This is a genomic window from Brevibacillus brevis NBRC 100599 (assembly GCF_000010165.1).
GTDB lineage: Bacteria > Bacillota > Bacilli > Brevibacillales > Brevibacillaceae > Brevibacillus > Brevibacillus brevis_D.
On record NC_012491.1, the window covers coordinates 3711522 to 3734215 of the forward strand.

General features: G+C 44.5%; 34 protein-coding genes. 3 read left to right on the plus strand and 31 right to left on the minus strand.

Going from position 1 to position 22694, the window contains the following annotated elements:
• The first annotated feature begins 73 nt into the window (after nucleotides 1-73).
• Entirely contained in the window at nucleotides 74-571 is a 498-nt protein-coding gene (locus BBR47_RS17600) for a hypothetical protein (protein ID WP_015891782.1), read from the plus strand.
• A gap of 222 nt (nucleotides 572-793) precedes the next feature.
• Here the strand turns inward: BBR47_RS17600 and BBR47_RS17605 are convergent, their stop codons facing one another.
• From BBR47_RS17605 to BBR47_RS17630, 4 genes are all read right to left on the minus strand, one after another.
• Nucleotides 794-1771, minus strand: coding sequence for a thermonuclease family protein (locus tag BBR47_RS17605; RefSeq protein ID WP_041749493.1), 978 nt, complete (start codon nucleotides 1769-1771; stop codon nucleotides 794-796).
• 34 nt (nucleotides 1772-1805) lie between these two features.
• Nucleotides 1806-2522, minus strand: coding sequence for a restriction endonuclease (locus BBR47_RS17610; protein WP_015891784.1), 717 nt, complete (start codon nucleotides 2520-2522; stop codon nucleotides 1806-1808).
• A 531-nt stretch (nucleotides 2523-3053) separates the two neighbouring features.
• Nucleotides 3054-3326 carry a YolD-like family protein gene (locus BBR47_RS17620; protein WP_015891785.1) on the minus strand — a complete coding sequence of 91 codons (273 nt, stop codon included), beginning with the start codon at nucleotides 3324-3326 and terminating at the stop codon, nucleotides 3054-3056.
• A gap of 445 nt (nucleotides 3327-3771) precedes the next feature.
• Entirely contained in the window at nucleotides 3772-4464 is a 693-nt protein-coding gene (locus BBR47_RS17630; protein WP_015891786.1) for a hypothetical protein, read from the minus strand.
• Nucleotides 4465-4585: 121 nt separating this feature from the next.
• Here BBR47_RS17630 and BBR47_RS17635 point away from each other — a divergent pair, with 121 nt between their 5' ends.
• Nucleotides 4586-4807, plus strand: coding sequence for a hypothetical protein (locus BBR47_RS17635; RefSeq protein WP_041749496.1), 222 nt, complete (start codon nucleotides 4586-4588; stop codon nucleotides 4805-4807).
• A gap of 137 nt (nucleotides 4808-4944) precedes the next feature.
• On the plus strand, nucleotides 4945-5049 hold the full coding sequence (locus tag BBR47_RS31645) for a DUF2797 domain-containing protein (RefSeq protein WP_162023124.1): 105 nt from the start codon (nucleotides 4945-4947) through the stop codon (nucleotides 5047-5049).
• 46 nt (nucleotides 5050-5095) lie between these two features.
• Here BBR47_RS31645 and BBR47_RS31290 read toward each other — a convergent pair whose 3' ends face one another.
• The 27 genes from BBR47_RS31290 to BBR47_RS31300 form a co-directional block, all read right to left on the minus strand.
• Entirely contained in the window at nucleotides 5096-5233 is a 138-nt protein-coding gene (locus BBR47_RS31290) for a hypothetical protein (protein ID WP_015891787.1), read from the minus strand.
• Nucleotides 5234-5237: 4 nt separating this feature from the next.
• Nucleotides 5238-6050, minus strand: coding sequence for an N-acetylmuramoyl-L-alanine amidase (locus BBR47_RS17640; RefSeq protein WP_015891788.1), 813 nt, complete (start codon nucleotides 6048-6050; stop codon nucleotides 5238-5240).
• A 2-nt stretch (nucleotides 6051-6052) separates the two neighbouring features.
• Entirely contained in the window at nucleotides 6053-6511 is a 459-nt protein-coding gene (locus BBR47_RS17645) for a phage holin family protein (RefSeq protein ID WP_015891789.1), read from the minus strand.
• Between the two features lie 119 nt (nucleotides 6512-6630).
• Complete coding sequence (locus BBR47_RS31295; protein ID WP_015891790.1) at nucleotides 6631-6780, minus strand: hypothetical protein; 150 nt, start codon at nucleotides 6778-6780, stop codon at nucleotides 6631-6633.
• On the minus strand, nucleotides 6777-7010 hold the full coding sequence (locus tag BBR47_RS17650; RefSeq protein ID WP_015891791.1) for a hypothetical protein: 234 nt from the start codon (nucleotides 7008-7010) through the stop codon (nucleotides 6777-6779). The genes BBR47_RS31295 and BBR47_RS17650 overlap by 4 nt, the downstream gene beginning before the upstream one ends.
• A gap of 12 nt (nucleotides 7011-7022) precedes the next feature.
• Nucleotides 7023-7712: a hypothetical protein gene (locus BBR47_RS17655; RefSeq protein ID WP_015891792.1), complete on the minus strand. Its 690-nt coding sequence runs from the start codon at nucleotides 7710-7712 to the stop codon at nucleotides 7023-7025.
• A gap of 14 nt (nucleotides 7713-7726) precedes the next feature.
• A complete protein-coding gene (locus tag BBR47_RS17660) occupies nucleotides 7727-8851 on the minus strand; it encodes a hypothetical protein (RefSeq protein WP_231850491.1) in 1125 nt (374 codons plus the stop codon).
• On the minus strand, nucleotides 8851-10923 hold the full coding sequence (locus BBR47_RS17665) for a DUF4815 domain-containing protein (RefSeq protein WP_015891794.1): 2073 nt from the start codon (nucleotides 10921-10923) through the stop codon (nucleotides 8851-8853). The genes BBR47_RS17660 and BBR47_RS17665 overlap by 1 nt, the downstream gene beginning before the upstream one ends.
• An 11-nt stretch (nucleotides 10924-10934) precedes the next feature.
• Nucleotides 10935-11456 carry a hypothetical protein gene (locus tag BBR47_RS17670; RefSeq protein WP_155801099.1) on the minus strand — a complete coding sequence of 174 codons (522 nt, stop codon included), beginning with the start codon at nucleotides 11454-11456 and terminating at the stop codon, nucleotides 10935-10937.
• A 12-nt stretch (nucleotides 11457-11468) separates the two neighbouring features.
• A complete protein-coding gene (locus BBR47_RS17675) occupies nucleotides 11469-12194 on the minus strand; it encodes a hypothetical protein (RefSeq protein WP_015891796.1) in 726 nt (241 codons plus the stop codon).
• Nucleotides 12191-12937, minus strand: coding sequence for a baseplate J/gp47 family protein (locus tag BBR47_RS17680; RefSeq protein ID WP_015891797.1), 747 nt, complete (start codon nucleotides 12935-12937; stop codon nucleotides 12191-12193). The genes BBR47_RS17675 and BBR47_RS17680 overlap by 4 nt, the downstream gene beginning before the upstream one ends.
• Entirely contained in the window at nucleotides 12930-13367 is a 438-nt protein-coding gene (locus BBR47_RS17685) for a DUF2634 domain-containing protein (RefSeq protein ID WP_015891798.1), read from the minus strand. Before BBR47_RS17685 ends, BBR47_RS17680 begins: the two co-directional genes overlap by 8 nt.
• Nucleotides 13364-13795: a DUF2577 domain-containing protein gene (locus BBR47_RS17690; RefSeq protein WP_015891799.1), complete on the minus strand. Its 432-nt coding sequence runs from the start codon at nucleotides 13793-13795 to the stop codon at nucleotides 13364-13366. The genes BBR47_RS17685 and BBR47_RS17690 overlap by 4 nt, the downstream gene beginning before the upstream one ends.
• On the minus strand, nucleotides 13792-14784 hold the full coding sequence (locus BBR47_RS17695; protein WP_015891800.1) for an XkdQ/YqbQ family protein: 993 nt from the start codon (nucleotides 14782-14784) through the stop codon (nucleotides 13792-13794). Before BBR47_RS17695 ends, BBR47_RS17690 begins: the two co-directional genes overlap by 4 nt.
• A gap of 27 nt (nucleotides 14785-14811) precedes the next feature.
• Entirely contained in the window at nucleotides 14812-15372 is a 561-nt protein-coding gene (locus tag BBR47_RS17700; protein ID WP_015891801.1) for a hypothetical protein, read from the minus strand.
• 278 nt (nucleotides 15373-15650) lie between these two features.
• Entirely contained in the window at nucleotides 15651-15761 is a 111-nt protein-coding gene (locus BBR47_RS32010) for a putative holin-like toxin (RefSeq protein WP_412678992.1), read from the minus strand.
• A 92-nt stretch (nucleotides 15762-15853) separates the two neighbouring features.
• Complete coding sequence (locus tag BBR47_RS17710; protein WP_015891802.1) at nucleotides 15854-18208, minus strand: phage tail tape measure protein; 2355 nt, start codon at nucleotides 18206-18208, stop codon at nucleotides 15854-15856.
• A gap of 3 nt (nucleotides 18209-18211) precedes the next feature.
• Complete coding sequence (locus BBR47_RS30950; protein ID WP_015891803.1) at nucleotides 18212-18355, minus strand: hypothetical protein; 144 nt, start codon at nucleotides 18353-18355, stop codon at nucleotides 18212-18214.
• 50 nt (nucleotides 18356-18405) lie between these two features.
• Nucleotides 18406-18837: a phage tail assembly chaperone gene (locus BBR47_RS17715; RefSeq protein ID WP_015891804.1), complete on the minus strand. Its 432-nt coding sequence runs from the start codon at nucleotides 18835-18837 to the stop codon at nucleotides 18406-18408.
• A gap of 36 nt (nucleotides 18838-18873) precedes the next feature.
• Nucleotides 18874-19275, minus strand: coding sequence for a phage tail tube protein (locus tag BBR47_RS17720; RefSeq protein ID WP_015891805.1), 402 nt, complete (start codon nucleotides 19273-19275; stop codon nucleotides 18874-18876).
• Between the two features lie 11 nt (nucleotides 19276-19286).
• A complete protein-coding gene (locus BBR47_RS17725) occupies nucleotides 19287-20702 on the minus strand; it encodes a phage tail sheath N-terminal beta-sandwich domain-containing protein (RefSeq protein ID WP_015891806.1) in 1416 nt (471 codons plus the stop codon).
• A complete protein-coding gene (locus BBR47_RS17730) occupies nucleotides 20703-20888 on the minus strand; it encodes a hypothetical protein (protein ID WP_015891807.1) in 186 nt (61 codons plus the stop codon).
• On the minus strand, nucleotides 20851-21345 hold the full coding sequence (locus tag BBR47_RS17735; protein WP_041749498.1) for a hypothetical protein: 495 nt from the start codon (nucleotides 21343-21345) through the stop codon (nucleotides 20851-20853). Before BBR47_RS17735 ends, BBR47_RS17730 begins: the two co-directional genes overlap by 38 nt.
• Complete coding sequence (locus tag BBR47_RS17740) at nucleotides 21338-21832, minus strand: HK97 gp10 family phage protein (RefSeq protein WP_015891808.1); 495 nt, start codon at nucleotides 21830-21832, stop codon at nucleotides 21338-21340. Before BBR47_RS17740 ends, BBR47_RS17735 begins: the two co-directional genes overlap by 8 nt.
• Nucleotides 21832-22218, minus strand: coding sequence for a hypothetical protein (locus BBR47_RS17745; RefSeq protein ID WP_015891809.1), 387 nt, complete (start codon nucleotides 22216-22218; stop codon nucleotides 21832-21834). The genes BBR47_RS17740 and BBR47_RS17745 overlap by 1 nt, the downstream gene beginning before the upstream one ends.
• Nucleotides 22206-22523 (minus strand): DNA-packaging protein, encoded by a 318-nt coding sequence (locus BBR47_RS17750; protein ID WP_015891810.1) that lies wholly within the window; start codon nucleotides 22521-22523, stop codon nucleotides 22206-22208. Before BBR47_RS17750 ends, BBR47_RS17745 begins: the two co-directional genes overlap by 13 nt.
• The gene (locus BBR47_RS31300) at nucleotides 22504-22677 is read right to left on the minus strand and encodes a hypothetical protein (RefSeq protein WP_015891811.1); all 174 of its coding nucleotides are present in this window, start codon (nucleotides 22675-22677) and stop codon (nucleotides 22504-22506) included. Before BBR47_RS31300 ends, BBR47_RS17750 begins: the two co-directional genes overlap by 20 nt.
• Between the last annotated feature and the right edge of the window lie 17 nt (nucleotides 22678-22694).

The window sequence follows — 22694 nt, forward strand, 5'->3', positions numbered from 1 at the left end:
AGTTTCCATGGTAGAAATTAATTAATTGGTTATTCCTGTGCAAACGTTGGATTAAAAGTAGGAGGTTTAATTTTTGTCGGATGATTATACTAGATATCTATGCGAGTTGTACTTTAATGAATTTCCAAATCACAATGACATAAAAAAAGCAGTCATTGATGTATTGGGCGACAGCATGCCTATGTACGATGAAATAGATATGATGAAACTGAACGGGGAAAAGATTGGTTTTAAGTTGTATATAAGACTACCCCAAACTTCTTCCACTCTATTACGAGAAAAATTGAACAGTATTAACGTGATATTTGATGATATTTTTCATCGAGATTTACGACATTACCATCTGGAAATCGATCACAACGGAAAAGAGCATGTGGGAATCGCCATTGAATTGAAAGATAATTCATGGGATCTTTACTATGAGGAAGGTTCATTAGAAGAGAAGCTAAGGCAATCAGATGACTACCCTGATGTAGAGGGCTACGGATTCCTGCTTGGAAAAATTGAAGCATCCGAAATTAAGCAAGCCCCTGAAATTTTCAAAAAGATTGTACTTATGATTTCTGAATAATAAAGGTTACTTCAATAACCCGTCCCCTCAAAATAGGGACGGGTTATTTATTAGCCAGAAATAAAATAATATTGGTGATGGCATCATGCCACTCTTTGTCTAGTTCCGTATTTTGACGTTTGCTTTAATCTGTCTCTGAATGTAAACATACTCGCGACCCTCACTGGTGACAATTGATTATGATACGCCATAGAATGTCTCTCCAATGAGAAGGTTTAAATCTTACTTTTCACAAGCAACTCCGTCTTTGTCACGATCTAACTTCTCTCTGTACCCAGGCTCCCCTCTATAAAGAGGAGCTGCACCTGCTGCTTTTGCCTCACTACAGTTAGCATAATACACTTCCTGTACTGGTTGCTGAGGAGTTGGCTGGGGTTGGGGATTAGGCTGCGGCTTCGGTGAAGTTTGGGTAGCCACGGTGTTTTTACTGGGATCCGGTTCGTTCTTTTTTACAACATCCGAATGGTACCCATCCTCTTGGGCGTAGTTCTCAATTGACCAAATTCCAACTCCGGCTTTTTGTGCTTGTTCTTGAATTTTACGGTACTGTTCAACATATTTCACGTTAGGTACGTACACATACGCGACGCGTGCCAACCCCTTTTCCAGTAATTGCTCTTGAACCGATTTACCATCTACATAAATGTAATAGAGAAGTCGTCCATATTTGTCAGGACCATTATTTACATCCTGTTCAAGCTCCACAGTCTTTTCAGTAAGGAGTTGCTTCGTGAAGTCACTCGCTTCTTTACCGAATGGTTGTACCCCGTATTTAGGGTGCTTCGTTTCAGGAGTATCGACTAGAAGAAAACGTACAGTCTCTTCTTTGTCGTTTATTTTTACTTTGATAGTATCTCCATCCACCACTTCCAAGACCTTTGCTTGAATCCGTTGTGTATTCTGAGTAGTATTTACATCGGTAGCCGCCGAAACTCCCTGCTGATCTGTGGTTACAGTTCGAGAGGAACTAACGGCCTCTGTTTTCGGTGAATTTACTGCTGCAGATATTACATTGGCCGATTCAGTTGTATTACTTGGATTTGGTTTATTATTGGTATCTCTGCCAGCTATCCCAATGATTAATGCTAATATGGCCCATGTTGCCCCTACACGCTTACCAATTTTCCCCAGCCGTTTCCAATCAACAAATACCATTATGTAAGGTACAAAAATCCATCCTAATATCTTTATAAGTTTCAAAATAAGTCCCCCTAATATCCCGACGTATTAGATTTTACCGAGCTGCTTTAATATTTCTGCATTTCGGATATCCTTTACAGCCATAGAATTCACCTTTTGCCCCTTTTCTCAAGACCATCTGGCTACGACACTTGTCGCAGATATGTGTTTTCGATTGGAATTGTGCGATCACCTTTTTAGGGTCTGGTTTTGCTGTAGGGTTCATCAGGAGAATCATTTCAATGAGTGCTTCGCGATTGATCAATTTTACCCCGTTAGAGGCAGCCAGCTTATAAGCAGCATCTGTGAAGTCTCTATTAGTTACTACCCACGAACCCAATGCACCATAATGTTTCATTGCCCCAACGACTTGCTGAATTGCTTCGATCCCAACGTTTTTAGAGTAGCGCTTAGCTTGGACAACTGTTTTAGTGCCATTCTTTTGCAATATCAAATCAGCTCCGAAGTCTCCTGAAGCACGTGTTACTTCTACTTTATACCCTTGCGAACGAAAAAGCAGTCCAAGGTATTGTTCGAATTGTAGGCCATCCATTTTGTCTATTTCGCGTATTCCTGATTTCCTTAATCGCTCTTCTCTTTTTGCGCTCTGAGCAATAGAAATCCAAAGAGCAGCACCCATTACAGCAGCAAAAGCAATTCCACCGATGATAAATGAATTTGTATAGTAATACGCCCCGCCAAATGCAAATAAAGAAAGCAGTCCGACCAACTGGCTTATCGGGTCATCTCCCTTTTTCCTTCTTCGTGCCAAAAGTACAGTCCCCTTTCAAAAATAGTTCTTTCAGCATACTTAATTCCCTATTTTCTAACAAACGAAACAATTATACACAAATATACAAAATAACAAAAACCCACCCTTATTTTTGAATGGGTGGGGAGGTTCGCTGTTGTAATCCTTCGCTATTTACTATGCACGCCCATTCGCTTGCTGCTTGGCGTCGTATAAATAATTGTTAAGGCGAACTTGGCATTCAGCTTTTAAATGCGACACGTTATAGAGACATTCTTCTTGTCGGCCACGGACAGTCACAACTACAGAGTATAGAAAACTATCAGTTGTCCTTTGGATATGAATTTTCCCACCCATCCTCCCAAACTGACTTCGATATTCGTGGTGTTTCCTCTCCGCCCACATTGATATGGTATCCAACATGGGACGATATGACATTTTGAACTGGTCTTGATTAAAGCTTTCGGCATCGAGTGCGATAGCCTTAAACAGCATGCCATACAAGATCGTTTCATGAAGTATATCTCGCCATTGGTCAGGGTGAATCATTGTCTAATACACCCGCTCAACCTGCAGCATTTTTTCAATGGGCACCCACCATACACCATCAACGCGAACGAGCTTGATTTTGTTCTCAATTCGGTCGATGTCTTTAACCACGCCCCATTCCCTACGGATACAGTCCTCGTGCCAACTGACGTTGACCGCATAGTCTTTACGTACGGAGTCGTAAATAATGACATTCATTTCAGCCAAGGCTTCTGAATCAACCGGTGTTAAATGAGTCATAACTTCCTCATAGTGATGTTCATACAGTAGGGTCATTCGAAGTCTCCTCCACCAATCCAGCATCTATCAAATCTCGGAGAATGTCAGGGGCGCATCCAGGACTTGCCCCAGTACGGATTTTGCGTATTGCTTTTAGGTGTTTTTGGGTTAAAACGGGTATTGCTTGGAGTTGGCCATCAATCACTGCTTGGATTGTCTCCATGTTAATCACCCTTTTCACGAACATTTGTTCTTGCATTATATGAGGGCTTACGTTCTGTAATCAAGATAAAAATGTTCCAGCGCTCCATATTATTTACATTTCGTTAGTATTCGTTCCCGAAGTGAAACGAAGCGTGGAGGGAAAGACAAAACGGGTATTTAGTAGTTGGAAAGGTTGGACGTTTAGTGCGCTGGGAAGTCCCTGACGAATAAAAACACCCCTTCCTCTTTGAATACAAAAAAGCTCCCCCGAGTCGAGGAGCTTTTTTTGTATTTGTTTTTATACTTTATAACGGAGACCTATATCAACGGGTTTGCGTGCGTAAAATTCCCACTCTTGACTACCGGTGATTGAAACCTCAAAACCTGCTGCAGTTAGTGCTGATACGCTGAAAGCCCCCGTTGCACTTGCGGCGCTAGTGCTCTTATACGTAATTGTTGCACTTCCGCTGATTTCAACTTCTTGAGTTGGAAATTTATCAGAAGTTGAAATTGCCACTATATCTTTATCCTCTAACGTAGCAGAGTTAGAATTAGTAATCTTCATAGTTTTACTTTCAATAGAATTGATTTGTCTAAAAGAACTATTAGTGTAGATTTTCAACTTCGCGGCCAGTTCTGTAGTTACTGGGCCATCTTTTTTATTATTTTTCACAGTCACTGTAGTGTAATTTCCACTGGCAGCATTAATACCTTTCCCTTGCACAGATTTAACAGATTCGATTGTCTCCGAATATGTCTCCGTTGTTTCACCAGTTTTTCTGTCAATTAATTTAACTGTTGCGGTATCTCCGGTTTCAGTACGAACCATTTCTAGATTAGGCTTCAGTTGAATCTCAACAGAAGTTAACTTCAATTGTACTTCTTGTACACTTTTTGCTGCATGAGCAGTATTAGATAGTCCAGAAGCAGATAAAACTAACGCTCCGCAAAGCAAACTTGCAAAAAGCGACTTAAAATTAAAAAGTTTCACAAGTAACACCCTCCCATTATTTTACATTTTACATTCGTATGGTATAATATGGAAGAAGGTTACGTCAATACGAAGTATTTAAAATTTACTATAAAAGCAAAAAAAGGATGATGATTTCATTATGCAAAAGCCTGATTTTACAGAACTACACCAATATTTCAATGATTTTTCGGCAAGTATTCGAGAGGCAGGCAACAAAACAAGTAGTTCTTTACTCGAAGTTAAAGGAGAAATTGCTTCTCTTAATGCAAATCTAGCTACAACAAATTACCTGCTCATGGGATTATTAATTTTAAATGTTGTTTTACTTTTTGTTGTCTTCTTTAAAAAAAGTAAACAATAGAATTGATGGATAACACCCCCAAAGGAGGGATTACCTTTCAAACTCCAAAGAAAAGTCTCTCTCATTCCAACGTTTAATATGACCGAATGGTAAAATATAGAATGTCTAAACAAGTAATCATGAAAGGAGGAATGTCCGTGAGTACAGTCCCATGCGCAGGATGCGGTCGCCAGTTTGAATACTTGGTTGACTTGGGCTTTTGTGAAGAATGTTTCAAAGAACAACTCAACAAAGAGGAATAAAAATTAAAAAGCCCTCCCCGGATATTTCGAAGGAGGGCTGCACTCGTTAAAATAAGCTTTCAATGGCTTTCAGTATCTGCTGCTGTGCTTCTTCGCCGATCCCTGCATATGTTCCCGCGATCGCCAGCGTCCCAGCCAGAATAAGCAACATAGATTTCTTGTGCTTTTTCAGAAAGTCTTTCATGATTCTACACTCCTCCTCTCAGTCCCACCGTATTATTACTTCCATCCCACTCAACCTGTAGACAAAAGGCGGCAGCCAACTCACGAGCAGGAGCATAAGCTGATCCATCAATCACCCTTTCATTCAGATCCATCCCGTTCACGCGAACGTCCTTCGTCTGTTCAATCCACTCCACTTTTCCACCAGCGGCATTGGCAACCGCACGGACTGGTAGCATAGAAACGCCTTCCTGCAAAAAGCCCGTTGCTGCGAGTAAAGTACCATTCAGATTGATAGCAACCGGAATCTGCTTAGGCTTATCCACTTTCCCCACAGCTTTTTGCAAAAATTGTGAGTAATTTGTGCGGAACGTTCCCATCGGAAATGCAGGACAGTTTTTCCAAGCGTAGCCGGGGTACTCCTGGTGACCAAGCACCTGCTTCATTGTTGGAATCTGTACCTGCAAGTGCTGGATTAGGCGATTGGCGGCATCAAGTTGCTCAGGCGTCGGTTTCTGTGTCCGGAAGTCTCCGACAAGGCAAATGCCTAGCGCATGACGGTTACTGTTGCCAACATGGTAGGAAATTGCCTCTGGATCGTTGCACCAATAAATCACCCCATCCTTTTGAATCACAAAATGATAGGCAATGCCCGGCCAGCCGTTTGTGTTGACGTGATAGCGTGCGAACGCCTCTGGCGATCCGCTTTTTGTAGCTGAATGATGCATAGCTGCCGATCGGATGTCAGTCAGCTTACGTAGTCCATACCTTAATGTTTTGTGGCGTGGCAAAGAGGCGCGAACGTCAATCACACGCGCGCCTGGTATTGTCATATTCATTTTTATATTTGCTCCTTTCGTGCAGCACGCTCTGTCTTGGCTTTGATCTCCGAACCGACCAAATTTACGACCGACTTCGGTACAGGCCAACCTGCTCGGTGTGCATTCGCTGTGAGGCTATTCCATGTGTGATAGAGTAGACCGAATGTGACTCCATAAAACAGAAATCCGGGCGTGCCCATCACCCGATCCAGCAAATTTGCTACGGCAGGCAGTGCAAAAAGAAATAGCGACCGTGGGATTCGGGATAGGCCATAATCAGACGAGTAGGTATGGTCCTTTTTCGCCGCGGAAATACCGGTTATCCAATCGAGTGAAATCATAAGAAAAAGCACGATTAAAATATCGAACCGACCCGTTCCATAGAGGTACTGAAATATCGGGGTAAGAAACACTCCCACGGTTGCTGCTATCCCGTTTGCTGGCGTCACTACATTCTCTAAACTCTGTAAAAACTTCATTAGCTCATCTTCCTCCTCACCCCCTTGGGGCAATAAAAATAGCACCCAAACGCTGGGTGCCTTCTTCCTATTCCACTTTTCTGCTATACCATCATCTTTCTGTCGTAACGTTTGACCGATTATGCTTCTTTGCTACCTTCCGTAACCATTAAAATTTCGTTCCGTTCCTCTCGTGTGAGGATGCCTTTTTGATAGGCCGCTTCTATATCCGAAGCAGGCCGAAGCTTCCGGTCAAAAAGGTATTTCCATATATAGTGATTGAAACTCATTCTGGAGCACCCCCTATTTGAATTTGGGATATGGCAAGTGCCAACTGATCGGTCAGTGCTTGTTGTTCAGCAAGCCTCATTTGTGTATCTGTTAGAGCCAGCAATAGTAGTTCTTCTTGAGTAAGAGTTGGTGGTGTGCTGGCATTTTGGTCCAGCTCGGCAATCTCTTCTTTTGTCATGTCTAATTCTACTGTTTCACCAGTATCGCAGTCGAATGTGACCTTTTTCATGCAGACTCCCTCCTATTTAATACCATATAGTACAACTCGCGAATCCGCAGTAAATCCTCCACTTGTAGAAAACGTAATGGCCGTGACAGCATCAGTCTTATCGAAGGTTCCTCCAGTAAAGGATGAGCTTCCGGCTACAGCCTTTTGACGTTTCGAAATCTGAGACACTTGGACACTCTTTGCTATGTTTGTATTTGCGTAATCAAATACGAGTAATTCTCCTGTCGAGTAAAATCCAGCATCTGCGTTGGCAGCCGGGATCCTCGCAAAGGCAAACGAATTTTGAGGAGTCGTCGTGTTATACGCCCAATAATCACGGGATGTAACTCCATTAAATTGGATAGTAAAATACGAATCAACTTCGTTGGCCACACTTCGCGCAACGATATAAGCCTTCAGATGACAGTACGTTTGTGGGATGTTCGCAATAGTCGTTTGACCTAACATTTGGACATCAGCGATTTTTACTATGTCGGCCGATCCTTCTATAAGTTCAATTACCTCAGGCGACAGCTTCTCTTTTGTTACAGAGCCGTCTGGGTGGTCTAATGTATCTGCGAAACGATGTTTGTTCAACCCTGTATTAATGCTATCAAAAGCAGAATCTATCGCATCAAAGCTCCTATTAATTTTAGCAGCTCCCGATGACAAGCTATCTGGGAGATTCGGATCCGTCGATATTCGTGCATTTGTTACTGACATCTGAATCACCGTCCTTATGAGGTATGCACCATTAGAGCCCGCGACTTCGGCGTCAATGTTGCTACGGTTGTACTCTGTTTAATCCTGATACGTAGCTTTGTAGAAGTAGCTACCGTCCGCTCGAACTTCAATCGGGTAAACTCTTCATCGATTGGTGTTTGTTCGGTTGCTGATCCCATAGTTGCCCACGATTTACCACCATCGAGGGAATATTCAACAGTTTGTGATGTACCACTTGGTGTGCTCAGCTCTACATAAACAGTGACTTTCGTAAATGGCGCTGTTACTGAAATTTCACGACTCAAATAGATACCATTCTTTTTATACGCCATCGGAATAAGACTCACACTTGACTGGACCACTGGTGACGACCCGGTTGTCTTAAATAGAGCCCGGACATGTACTTTGTTTGTCGGCTGCGTTAACCAGGTCACATCTAGATCATCTAGTGCATACCAATTTCGCTCATCTATGGAATACTGCCATAACAATGCAGCATTTCGTGGTATAAGTTGGCTTGCAGAAAGGACAAGTTGAGTGACTTGATTGGCAGAAACAGGATTGAATTGGAGTTTTGCGTCACTCGTAAATTTGGCTCCGTAAAGCTTAAACTTCAAATCGGAGTCCTGGTGTGCTGTCCATGCCGACCCGTTGGAGCTCGAAAACAGGACACCAACGTCGTAAGGCTGGCGTGAAACGACTTTCTTAGACATCAGGTCCTTCTCACTCATTCGGGCTACATACGCTCTATACTGGCTTGAAGGTGTTAGAAGTACGATTGCATACTCAGTGTTGGCTTGGATCAGTACGGGTTCCGGGAATCTTACCCTCGTTGCTTTGCTGCCGTCGTTTGAAATATTCACTTGGGACTGGTTGATTGCCACAGAGGATAAGATTGTCATGGACGGATAGCCGTTTGCTACTGTACGGAGCTGTACCGTTAAGTCCGCTACCGGGTCTTTTGTTCCGAAGTAAAGCTCAACTGAAGTGACAAACCGTTCTTCCGTGAGCATAAAAGTTTGGGCAAGTGGGTCAGTTAGCCTCCAGGATGGGATCTGCCAGAACGTCTGCTCCACCACCTGCTTCCGACCAATCGCTGTATAAGAGGCTTTCGCTTCATTTTGTTTCGTGGCCATCATTACACCTCATTCCAGAAATAGACCTCGCGGGTTCCTGTGCGGACACCAGCTGGAATTGTAAACTTGCAGGTAAAGCGTCCTTGGGCGTTTGCCTTGATTGTGTTTGGTTGTGTACCTGAAGACGATCCGTTCAAGGGCGTAAGATCAACGGGCACTCCGTCAAATGTAGCTTTGATATTATCACTGTTCGGTTCAAAACCTTCACCGACTACTGTTACCTCCCGTTGCCGTATGAATGGAACTTGTTCATCCATTATGACCTTTGTTTCTGTCCGGGTTGTCCCCGTTGACCTCCAATCAGACCACCATCCCCAAACCGATTGTGTAACTGTAGACGTCTCCACCCAGGTATCATGAGAAGGGGTCAAACGAATTGTGGCAAGATTCCCGAATACTTGGTATGGATTCACGTTCATGGTCTCGGTTGCAAAAGGCTGATCGATCAGCACCTCTTCGGTGTAAGGCAACGTAATCAAACGCTCATGAAACCGAACAGTAGAAGCAGCTTGATTCACTTGCATTTCAATAAAACTATTCTCAACTGGCAATTGCACCGTCTTCTCACGAGGGTTAATCATTGCATTAAAGTCAGGATGGGTAACGTCGGAGCGTTCAAAATTGGTGAAGTTGTCCGTGAAAACACCTTTTTTCACTAGTGACGGATCAGAGTTTTGGGCCTGCCGGTCGAGGTCTGCCACCGCTTGGTTGTACTCTGCTCGTTCCAAACGATCCAGGAGAGAACGCAGCTCGAGCATCGTCAAACGTTTTGGCTTGCGATTGGTTACGACCACAGCATCACTGTTCGGTGGGAGATACAATTCTCCCAATTCCAATACATCCGGTGGAGATGACGGCGGGTAAGGATTCACGTCCGATTGACCGTGGATGATATGGACTTCACCTTGATAAGTGAGATAGTAGACATCTTTCCGTCCTAGATAAAACTCATAGGTCGTCTGGAAAGTTGAATTCGGCACGGGCTTATCACCACTTAGCCACTTTACTGCGTTGTTTTCCAATATCAGGTCTGTGCCAATTACCATTAGTTTTGTATAGCGGTACGTGACTGTATACGACACCCCGCCGGCAGGTTCTGCACCCGCCAATGACCAATCTACGGCATCGCCTGAGAGTTGGAAGTCTGTACCTTTGATATAAGTTGTGCCACCAGCCTGAATTGAAACAATATCGACAACAGGCGTCTTTGGTAAAAGGTCTGAGGTTCCTGCCACATTTCCACGGGTAATTGTCTCTGTCTTCTCAACTGTCGCTGTTACTGTCTGTAAAGCTTTCACAGGCTTTGAATTTAGCGGATAAAAGAATACATTAGACAGATATGTCTTCGTTTCGTTAACCACTACACGGCTATCTAATGCCTTGGGTATGGAAATTCGTAAGGGAACCAACTTATCAATTTGGTACCCAAGAACATAGGCTCTGCCAGCATCGATTACGAGTGTTACGTTTGCAGCATCCCTCGGCTCGATATAACCATCCATGCCTGAGACAAGAAATGAACCATTCGTATCATACGAACGTCTTGCGAGAATGGGCGTGAAACCTTCTAATTCAGGTGGTAGCTTGGATGTTATCAACTCGCCGTTTACCAGCCGATACATATGAGTCGCTTCAGGATCATCAACGACCCATATGGCATTCAATACTGTTCGCTGGGCGCCAGGCATGCCAAAATTAGAAAACCCAACCGCTGGATCAAACAGGGTTGGGTCGTCTTCGTATGTGATTGTTTGTGGATTGACCCGCAACCCAATACTTTCCTCTCCCGTTCCCCTTATCGTCAGTGTTGTTTCCGGTACATCGTGGATGATTCCCCCTAGATATACCCGTGCTGCTGATACGATGACGAGCGTTTTCTCCTTATTAATCAATAACTGCCCGCCCTCTAAGATGTGACCTGAGCCGAAAATTACGTCCCCTATTTGCTTATCCCGATAGAGTGACATCGCCTGCATTTCGTTTAGCTCAGCAGTTTGAACCCGGCGACCGCCGACAAAATCAACAGACTTCCATCTCTTCGATGGATCAAATCGATTGTATACTTCCTTTGCCATCGTTACCCTCCTTACAGCTCCAAGATATACTCAATGCTTTCGCGATGGGTGACTTCCCTTTGCAGAGGCGACTGATTTGTCACAGCTAACAGGAAACCCATATCCTTTACTTCATCCGGTTTGACTACCTGTTTATTAATTGGTAATCCATCTGCCAATGTCGTACCCGCATATACACCAGTTTGTCGGTACGTGCAAATGGGAAACTCATCGTATCTTAGCCAAGCTTGTACATATACCCATCTGCAATCGGCTACCCGCGCTTCGTCCTCATCAATGATACGCCACTTATGACCTTGCTGTTCGATCGTTCCATTTGTATCATCTGGCGTTACAAACCTTACTTGGTCAGCTCGCTTCAACGCCACAATCTCTGTAATCGTCTGCCCATAAGAGACATCTGGAACCTTTTCAGGGTTCTCGGTATTCCACGGAGACGTTTTCCCAACGGCAATAAAAACATTCCTGTCCTTGGCCAGATGAAATGTTTGATACGTTTTCATCCCTTTTACATCGCTTGTTTTTGAAGGCAATTCCTACACCCCCTATATTGTTTTTGTAACCTTTGATTGCTGAACATAAAATACTCCGTCAGCAAATGTTAAATCATCCGAAAAAAATACGTTTGGAGACCACCAACTCTTGCGTTCATGTTTTATGTTTTGCAATGAATGCTGTGTTATCGAAAGAGTTGTATCCTTTTCCTTTCCGCTCAGTTCATCGTCCCAATGGTCAACCGTAAGAATGGCTCCATACCTGTCCACACTAACACCTGCTGATCCTCGTTCATACTCGATCTTGTAAGATAAAGCAATTGAAAACAAGTATCGAAAGCCAGCAAGTCCCATTAACCTGACGATACCCTGTGCGATTCCAAGCGTTTCCGGCGTTGTATAGATGACGGAGGTTAATGGCGCGTATTCCCAGCCGTCAGCCATGCATCCAGATTCGGAAGCAATTAGCCCGTCTTCTGGCATCAGTCGATATGATTCTTGCAGCCCAAATCCTTGTGCAAGAATAGATTCAACCGTCAACCTGCCATTAGCTGCTCTCAGCTTTGCAAGTAGGTCCTCATCATCGGCAGCGTCTAGTTCACGCCTCCAAAGGTCTAATGATTCCTTGTGCATGAGATGAAGAAAAAACGCTTTCCATATGTCGCTATCTGCTGGCAAATAACCGGAAGCCGCACTCATAATCGCACGCATATGCCGGCTTTTTTTATAGTCACTAGATAGCTCCGCCATCAGTGCATTAACCTGATCTTCGTTCATGTAATCGTCACCACCGGATCGATTTGTGCATCTGGCCTTAGTGTAATACTGGATGTCGGCAAAAGGATTTCAGCATCTGTTGCCCCAGCTCCGACCAGCGCCGCAAAGATCTGTGCAAGAAATAAGGTACCTCCAACCCCAATCGAACTGGTATAAGCAAGTATTGCTTGACGTGCTTTTTCTTTGTCTAATCCCCTAACAGCAAACTCAATTTTCACTACTTGTTTACTAACAAGTCGAACAATTACATCCAGACCTGGTGGCTTGCGGCGGTCAATTATCTCTTGAACCTTCTCGAGTAAATCAGGGATTGTGCCACCAACAACTACGTCTACGGTGCCGATCCCTCTTATCAAGTTTAGTGCTGACGCATAGTTTACCCCTGGTATTGATCTAGCCCAGCGCTCATAGTCGGGTAACGCTCCACCGCGCTCAGGATTCCGTTTATGGCGTAATATACGATTGCGCAAATCCTCTGTTGGCTCGTCTTTATCCAGAGGCAATCCATAATCGATTGCCATCAGTTCAAGATATTTTCTCGTCGCAGTTACAGCAAAAGCTTGTTCAATGATCATGCCGCGTTCTTTATGATGTCTGAATAAGGCTAGTGCAATTGGCGCAAGTGCATCGTAAATAATTGAACCTTCACTTCTGTCCAGATCTTCTGGGACGGTAAGAAGCATTTCATATAAAATTTGCTGGAAGGTTGAGCTTTCCAGAAAGCTAAGATCAGTTTCAGACATTGATACTCATCTCCAAAACCCCTTCCTCAGTAATCATCAAAAAGGATATTTTCATGGTGTTACTTACCCACTCAAAAGAGAAACTCTCGCAACGTTCTATCCCATGCAAATATTCTAATGCCTCGCGGACTAATCGCTTAGCCTCTGCCTGCTTCCACGCTCTCGTTCCATCACTCCTAATCACTTCTTTCAGTTCATTCCCATAATCTGAGGAATAAATAGAAAACATATAGCGATCAGTTCGTAATGCTTTTGTGGCTTTTTGGAGTAGTGCCTCTTCTCCATCAATCATGATTGACTTGCCGTCAGGTCGCACGGGAAACTGTCCTGTTTCGAAATCAAACTTATAGGTTCTAAGTACATTTTTAATGGGGCGTAGTTCTTGTGCTGGACTATCATCTGTCACTGGGAAAACCGGAAAAATACTCATGGGCGTTTCACCCTATCTAGGATGTAATAGGCAGAGTCCACAGATAACACGTGTACTTTATCGTTCAATTTCAAAACGTCCTCAAATTGCAGTAACAAATAGTTATGTTTGAACGAAGTAAACGGCGCAGCCAAGTCATCCGTGTCTAAAAAATCTTCCTTTTTCATGTCACCCAGATCACGCTCTGCTTTTTCTTGATGCGTAATCGTGACAATTCGTGTATGTCTAGTCAGATGTTCTAAGACAGTAATAAACTCCTTCCCAATTGGTTCTGTCATACCATCTATCAAGATTTTCAAATCTGGTGGGGGCTTAATGACAGTTGCCAACTCTATCCGTACATCCTTTGGGGGTGGATTTGCCCCGCCAGCTCCTTGTGTTTGATTTGCACCTGAAAGAACTTGAGCAAGCTTTTGAAAGCCATTCACTTTCCATTCACCTCCATCTGCAAATCGAGTTTCATTTCATGGTAACCAGGTCGTATCGTATGGCTGTCGCCGAAAACAGTAAACACCCCTTGCAGTTTCGTGATTTCCTCGTAGACTTCTATTTTTGTCCCGGCAATGACATCATCAATTCCCAAGGATGTGACCAAAGCCTGCTCCTTGACCCGGTTTAGATTCTGTAATTCTTGCTTAGCCACCATGATTTTGTTTCCCCGGTCTTCATCTTGAATTTCTATAACCTTAACAAGATGTCCATACCGTTTAGCGTTGATAGAATCAACTTCATCATGCAGGACAGAAATATATTCACTGTCGCTCCCGACCACTCTTACAACTGTTCTCATGTCTGCAATTGATCGTTTACGTTCAGCGTTTAATAGATTGCTTCCCTGCTGGACTTTCCACTGAATCGTTTGCCCTCGCTGTGTTCCGACATAAATCTTTCCTTGGTCAACCCAGCACCAATACCGAACACCAGTAGAGCGAAATACTTGATTGAGGACGTCTACAACTGCATCCCATACACTCTTTCCACGAATGACTTGTTTTTCCACGGCAGGCATTGCTCCGATACCCCCAACGGGAATGCCATGTTGCGCGAAAATGCGCTTTAGAAGCTGATCGGCAGCTTCACCTGTTGAAACCATAACTACATCGTTATTTAGTAAATAAAAGCCGAAATCATATGCTACTGCATTGATATCTCCTTTTGCTGTCCTCCCTAAGTCAACAATCATCCCTGTGAAAAGTGAGCGAGGAGTGCCAGACAAAAAGGAAATCAACTGTATCAGGTCCCCTTCATCTACATTCACATCAGGCCAAAAGCGGTCCCGTCCATTATTGGTTTTAACAGCCAGAGTACGCTTTGCTTCCTGACGACTCCCAGACCATGTTGCTTCTGAGAAGGGAAGGCGAAGCGCTTGCTTACCCGGCTTTTGGAATCGAACCTCGTAATGAAATTTTGGCAGCATCAGTCTCCCACCTTTCCGCCCAAGATTTCATTGTGAATTATACTTGTCAACCAATGATTCTTTTTCTTCTTTTTTCTTGGTGGCTGACACCTTCGCTTTTCTTGTATCCGGCCGCTTCCCTTTACCTGTTGTTTGGAAAGGAATACTCACCTCAGTACTCTCAATGGTCACGAAACGATACTCTTTCAGTGCCAACTTGAAATCTATGTCAAACCCGTCCCATTCGTAGCTAAAATCACGTATGGTCACTGGAACATTGATAATATCTCGTTCACTTTCTGTTACTGTAAAGCGAATCGGGTAACCCGAATTTTTCCACCGTTTCAAAGTCTCCACAAATTCTTCTGGAGACGGAAAACCATCGTATTCACACAACCCCGGATCATATGTCTCAGGCCAAAACGTAGAAAAAGAATACTCTTCCAAGGTTGATTCCCCGATGATAGTAGATTCCCCAATGGCAACCAGTTCAATATCGATGTAACTATGCCCGATCTTTACTGCTATTTTAGGCGGGATGACAGGAAGACGAAGCTTTTCAACGTTATTGCTCCAGGTTAACCAGAACTCAAGATGTTTGTATTTCACTTATTTCTATATCTCTCCTCTCAACATAAAAAGCACACCCGTTTGAGTGTGCTTCTACTTTATAAATTTAGTAGCCTATTTAAGTGGAAACGTCCAATTTTGATTGACAATTGCTGTAATGGAAAAAATCCAGTAATATAAGTTATATAACTGGATTACACTAAAAATGACCGCAGGTGTTCCAGCACCTACGGCCTATACAACAGACGTTCCCTACATGGGGGCGGCTCAAGGATTAACTAGAGATAGACCTCTCCGGATTTGGACCCAAGGGAGGTCTATTTCTTTTTTGGGAAAGACAGGATCGCTACCACGAGCATTGCGAATGAAATCATCAACGTCAATGCTTGGAACACTGTCACAGGCGTCACCTCCCCCGTTTCCGACATGGGAGATGAGCCGACCACCCTTGAGGAGCCGATTCTGTTGTATATGGAAGATTATAACACGTGGAAGCTTCCGTATGAGAATACATTTCCTCTTATTCAAGTACGATAGAACCTGTACCTGCTAATACGTGTCCTATTTTTTGTGCAAGCAAATCTGCCATCTTCTCACATAGCCTCTCTAATTCTTCCTCAGAATTCTCCAGCGTTGATTGCACAGTCATTTGAAAAGTGGGACGGAAGTCAATATAAAAAGAAGTTGGCTGCTTATTTGGGCTTGTATACTGTGCCTGAGCTCCGCTTGTTATTGAAGGTGTATAACTTGGAACTTGACTAAAAGTGCTATCTAACGCTGCAGCTAATGAATCACCTGAAGCTTCAACACCGATTGCCATAGTTTCAGGAATAGCCATCCCACTAGCTGTTAAGCGAGAAAAAGGACCTAGCTCAGCATCCGAATGCGGTAGGAATTGATCAGCCCACTCAAAAACGCTTGAAAGAGCCTCAGCTACCTTGTCCTTTGCAGACAAAATACCGTCTACGATTGTGGTAATAATCTTTTGTCCACTCTCAAAAAGCCCGCTAATCCATCCGCCAAACCAACCGTCTATCGTAGTAAAAGCATTAAAGAATGTTTCTTTGATGGTATCCCATGCCCCTGACCAATCGCCAGTTAAAAACTGAATAAATGCAGTGAAAAGCCCTTTCCAAAAATCAATCACCATTCCAAAGTAAGCAGAGAGTCCTTCCCAGATTGCAATACCCGCTGATTTTACGCATTCCCACCCTGCTACCAAATAGGCGCTGACCATGTCCCAGTTTTCATAGAGCCACCAGCCAACAGCAATCAATGCAATGACTGCCGCGATTATCAGGAGAATGGGCCATAATGCAGTAATTGACGAGATACCAAAGACACTCATTGCTGCACTTGCCGCTTGTAATCCAACTGTAATTGGTGTCCAAAGTCCGGCCAGCAGTACGATTGGGCCAATTATCATGGCAAGAGCTGCAACCACCATCAAAAATGAAACAGCTACCTTCGTGATAAAAGGATGCTCTTGTGTAAAAGTCCCTATCCCTTTTGCAATCTTTGCAAGCAAGCTAACGATTGGTTTTGCGACATCTAATACGGAGCCTCCTATCGGATAAAGTGCCAACTTCATTTCATTTGCCATCGCTTGCCAGTCATTCGAAACTTGGCCAGCTATTTCTGATGTTTTTCCTGCGAAATCTTCGAGTGGCCCAGCGTTAAACATAGATTTGATAGCATCCCGTCCCGCATCTTCAAACTGTGTTCCAAAAACATTTCCTAAGACTTCGTCTTGCAACTTCTGATCTTTAATAGAAGCTATCCCAGCAGTAATAGCAAAAATTGCTTGCTCAGCCTCTTTGCCACCTGCCTTGATTTGGTCGAGCATTTTGAATAGCTTTTTCTCACCGAAAATTTCCTCAAGAGACCCCAGTGCGTTTTCATCCAGAGCCTTGTTCAATCGAATACCGAACGACTCTTTGAATGCATCACCTAGCTTATCAAAATTCAGAGCACCAGCCTCAGCTCCAGCTACAAACATGCCCATCATTTGCTCTGCACTTAACCCTGCTTCTTTAAATTGCGGCGAATATTCCCAAATGGTATCAAGCAGATCTTCAGCCTTGTCCCCTACCCGTTGATATGCTGCTGTAATCATATCCAACCCTTTAATCGGATCTGTTGCCCATTGTTCTTCCATCATATCCAGAGCTCTAGCAGTGCTTACTTGATCGAGACTACCAAAAGACGCCTTTTCAAGAGAGAGAGCTCCTTCAGCCACTTTCTCAATCTGTTCGTCCGTCCCTTCTAGTAACTGACGCAACCGTCCATAAGCCTCTGCTGCTTCCATTGGCGTCTCTACTAAACCAGTCGCGAAAAGTCCTTTTGCTGACTCGGATATGCTTATCATTTCGTCGTCAGTAGCACCTACATTCGCCTGAAGAATACCAAGAGCTTGATCCATGTCTTGTGCGGCAATAGCAGCGGCCGACAATCCCGCTGTAATTACTGCGCCGCCCGCTGTTGCCAGTCCGCCAATTTCCTCCAAATGTCCTGCCGCAGCTTCGACATGATCCAAAGACTCTGATGCCTGGTCCCCAGCTCTAGCAGCGTCACGTAAGGCGCGCTCTAATCGTGAAATGTCCTGGGTGTCAATATCATCTTCAGCTCGTTGAATACGCTCCAATTCCCGCCTGAGTCGTTCTGCCTCACGTTCAGCATCACTGATCGCATCGTCCAAATCTTCGATTGGTCCAGGGTCAAAATCGTCAAGCAGATCATCCAAGATATCTTCTACATCTTCAGCAGCATCTTCAATATCATCTAAGCCATTCAGAAGTGCTCGGATACTTCGGAGGAGATTGGCTAGCTGTCGAGTCATTTTATCTTGAAATTCTAAAGTGGTCGTCACTGCCATTCGCTATCTCCCCCTTCTCTTGCCGCGCCGTTTTGCTTCTTCCATTTTTCTCGCTTGTTCTGCCTTTTTCTCTATCTCCAAAGCTGTTGAAACAAGTACAAACTGTTTCTCTCGTTCCGGCAAGTTCAGGATTACAGATGGCACCATGCCTTTTTCCTGCCAAATATAAGAATAGAGAGCCAGATCAGGGCTCTCTTTTATGAGTTTTTTACTGCTTCCTCCGCCTCCTCATCTTCAGCGAAATCACTGATTTCAGCGATCGCCTCGAACAACGAGTCGATTTCGTTTGGACGGAAAATGCAAGGGACGACATCGATGGCGGCTATTTTTCCGAACTTCGCGAGCACCTGTTGCGAGTCGATACGGAAGTTGGTACGTTCCGTGTCAATTCCGGCAATTATGATTTCAGCCTTATAGCGAAGGTCATCAAAATCGACTTTACGTTCGGCCTTGCTCTTTTTTCCAGTAACTGATACTTTGATGGCATTCTTGCGAGTTTTGTAATACACATCGCCGGGTACAGAGCGAATCGGCAGCTTCACTTTATTGCGTTTCCAATCCCATTCCCCTTTTTCTTCGGCTTGAGTATTCATCGTCAAAAATTCTTCCATGGTCAAAAATTCACTCATTACACTGCCTCCTCTTTGGCGGTCGCCCCGCATATATTAGATGAATTCGTAATCGTCAACTGTTCCTTCGAGGGATGTATCTTCATCAAGTTCACCGTGGCTCCATTTTGCTAATGACAGTGAGTCAGGACAAAAACCAGTCACTGCAACTCGATACTTACCAGCAACTTTGTCGTCGAGTTCCCCAATGAAATTCACTTTCTTTTCGGGGTTTGCCGCGATTTCCATGATGAGTTGCTGGATATCCGATGTACGTTCAAACGTAGCTGTCATGCTAACGGATGATGCAAGCACACGATGTCTTTTACGTAGCTGCCCAGCCCTCTTACTTTCTCCCTTCTCAAATTCCTCAGAGAGCTCGAAGCCAATGCACTCGGGAAGTTCCCTTCCATTTTGGTCGTAAAAATGCCCATGGGTACCAGAATACGTTTCTTTCATGCTGTATCACCTCACTTCGCTTTGTTGTAGATATAAATTTTTTCGAGTGCATCTTGATGGCGGAAGCCAGCAATGAAATGACCAGCATTACGCGCAGGTGTGTAAATCGGGTCCTCCCCGTGATACTCCGGGTCTTCGATAAACTCATAATCATTCGCGATCACTTCCAGCGTGGCAAGGGGTCTGAAAACCTCTTGCTTCATCATCTGGCAAAAGGCAGCGCGGCGGGCAGGACTGTTGCTGTTTGGCTGCTGACGAATCCACTCCTTTCCTGCTTCCTCTTCTGCATGGAGAATCGTGTGAAAGGTGTCAGCCACCCTAATCTTGCCGTAGTCTTTTGACTGATCAGGCCCCGGAATAGTCAAGGTATTTACAGGCTCCTGGATGATAACCCGCCTATTGTCCATGTTTAGCATGAGTACACCCGCTTGCACCATTTCGATTAAGTCCGTATCCGGGTCCCACTCATGCGTTAAAGATTCGAATGGCGTAATGTACAATGCCATCGTGTAATTAAGGGGCAGCGAAGCCATCAGGGATGCAATGTAAATTGCCATTTTTGAACTCGCATAGGTGTTCCCTTTCCAACGTGCTCCACTTCCTACATTGACAACAGCCATGTGGTTCACATCGGTAGATGCCTTCATGATCGTTTGCTTGTTTTTATCCCTTGTTTCATCGCCACCGAAAACAAACTTGATGTAATTACCCACCACGTTTTGTTGTTTAGTCCAGTCTTCTGCTGCCGCATTTAGGGCAGGATCAGCAATCCCAAGAGTAAATACACTATACTTGCCTTTTTGAGTAGCCAGCGCGCTTTGATAAGCGGTGTATTTTGTCGCCTCTATGCTTGTTCCGCTGTTACCCCCAGTCAGGCTTACACCTGCCGTTGCTTCGGGAAGCGTATCAGCTATCTTTTTCAAGACCACGAACTCACTGTCTTTGAAAGCTAACACCAATTCATCCACCGTTTTCGCTGCCCGACTGTCCACCAGCTCCGCTCCCCGATAGATCAGCAACTCTGTTTTGGTAGCATCCAACAAGTTTGGCTGCACTACGACTTTCAAATTGTTGCCTGCCTCGCCTTTGTACTTGGCTTCCACAAGTAGTACGTCAGTTGCATTACTCTTCAAAGTAACACTTGCAACGGCCGCATTATCCCCTGCCACGCGGTACAGCAGTACCTCCGTTGGATAAGGGTTAGCTGCCCAAATCAAATTAAACGCTTCTGTGACTCCGAAGATTTTCTCAGCGGAGGCCTTGGTTCGGACTGTTACAAATTCCCCGATTGGGCCCCAATCCGCGACGATTGGTAATGCAAGCTTTCCGCGATTGCCGATTGTTGTTTGCTCTTTGATGAATGACTTCAAAAAGGAGTAGACACCGGATAAGACTTTGTTTTCCCCTAGTTGATATTGTCCTGCCATTTACTTCACCGTCCTTTCCTTGAATTTCTTCACGAATTCCTCTGCCTGATCAACTGTCATCTCGTCTGGGGCATCAAAAAAGGTAGCAATTGCTTCGGTTCGGTTTAACCCGAACTTTTGCTCTGCTACCTTCAAGATTTGCTCTTTTTTATAAGTTGGTTTTTCTTGCTCCTGTTTGCGAGACATGAGGTTTGCCTCCTTTCCTCAATGATTCATCGTAACGTCTATGAATCACTTCTAACGGGTCGTAAACCACCGGGGTATAAGGGATATAAACGGTGTATTTCAGCTCAAATGATCGATCTAGGTTATCGGGCTTGCTCATGGTCAAACGACATTCTCGTAAATACTCTACCTGTTGCCTGTTAGGGCCGTAGAGTGGAAGAGTCCATCGACGATCTGCAAGGTCTTGCCTGACAGCCAAAGATAACCTCGTAAGTTGCTCTATATCCTTTGCAATCAGAACAAAGTTCATCGTCCCTTTTTCTCGGTAGGCATCAGCACGCCGTGGCTCCGAAATACGAAATGGCTCTTCTACAAACCACATGGGCCGTTTAAAGTCCTTGGGTACAGACAGGTTCTCTGTTTGGATACCTGTCAGAGAAAATAGCCAGTGTCGTACAGACAGCATATCATCACCCATCAGGAAACAGCCTCCTTGCTAAATCATCTAGCTCTTCTTTTACCAACTCGTCCATGATTGACTCGACCTCTGCTACCGATCTTGCAAAATAGTGAACACCGGGAACGCGCTTCCCTTTCAATACCATGCCGTCTGGATGATCAGGGACATAGATAAATTTTTCTCGATCCCAGTATCCCGGCACAAATTGCCCTTCCCTCTGAGTAAACCCTTCTTCCACGTAGCGTGCATACGATAGGTTGGTACCTACAGTGATTTCAGCTCGTAATCCACCCAGCACCAAGTCAAAGATATTTTTCCTGTTACCAATAATCAGTGAGGCGCGAAGAATCCCGTCCCGTACAGGAACCCTATCTTGAGCTCCCCGCAACACCTGCATACCTGCCATTCGGGCAACCCGATCCATAGAAACCTGTACTTCGCGTTTGTGATGCTTTTTCAAGCGTTTATACATACGCTCCAGGTCTCTCTTATCTACCTTTGCCATCAGATTTCCGGTTCCTCTCCCGTGACAGGATCGATCATTGTAATCACTACTTCGTAATGATGCAAGCTTTCAGCGCCATAGACCGGATATGATAATCCCGTTTTATACAGGTTGCCAGCATATTCAGGCTGTTCTATTTGGATTCGCATACCCGCTTTTAAATTTGCGTACAAGGTGTGCATGAGAAAGTCCTGAGGCGTAGTCTGTCGCCCCGTAAGCTTCTGAATGCGACCGGGGGAACCGGACACCCTGCAAGGCACTTTCTGAACAACAGGAAGCCATTCTGTGCGGTCTTTTCCCCCAGTGAAAGGGTCAGGTTCCCCCCCGACATCCAGAAGGGTAAAAGAGTGGCACAGAAGCCGCTTATATTCGGTTAGATCATCCACAGCTTCTGCCCCCTGTTCTTCCGATATTTGTTGAGGATACCTTCGACTTTAGGGTCATTGCTCACATAGGAAAACGTCTCCTGATAATCCCCTTGCTTGGTACTGCTCAATCGTCGATCTTGGGCCATGTCTTTGACCACCATTGCAACGGCCAGTTTCAATTCGAGAGGAACAGGATCAGGTACCGTCACCTGTCCCTCTACATAAACATTCGCCCGTAGAATGACTGGACCAAGACGACTCGGTTCCCACGATGCAAATTCAGCATAAAAACCGATCAGCTCATTACTTGTCAGAATTGCCATCGGTATTCACCGGCGTCTCATCATCTGCAACAGGGTCATCTTCCAGCTTGTATCCCAATGGTTCGTACACTACTTCAAATGCTTTCCGCGTCACTTTAATTTTTTTCTTCTCCTTGCCACCAGTGATTGTCAGCATATCATTTGGTTTTTTCATGAACGATTGCTCCTTTC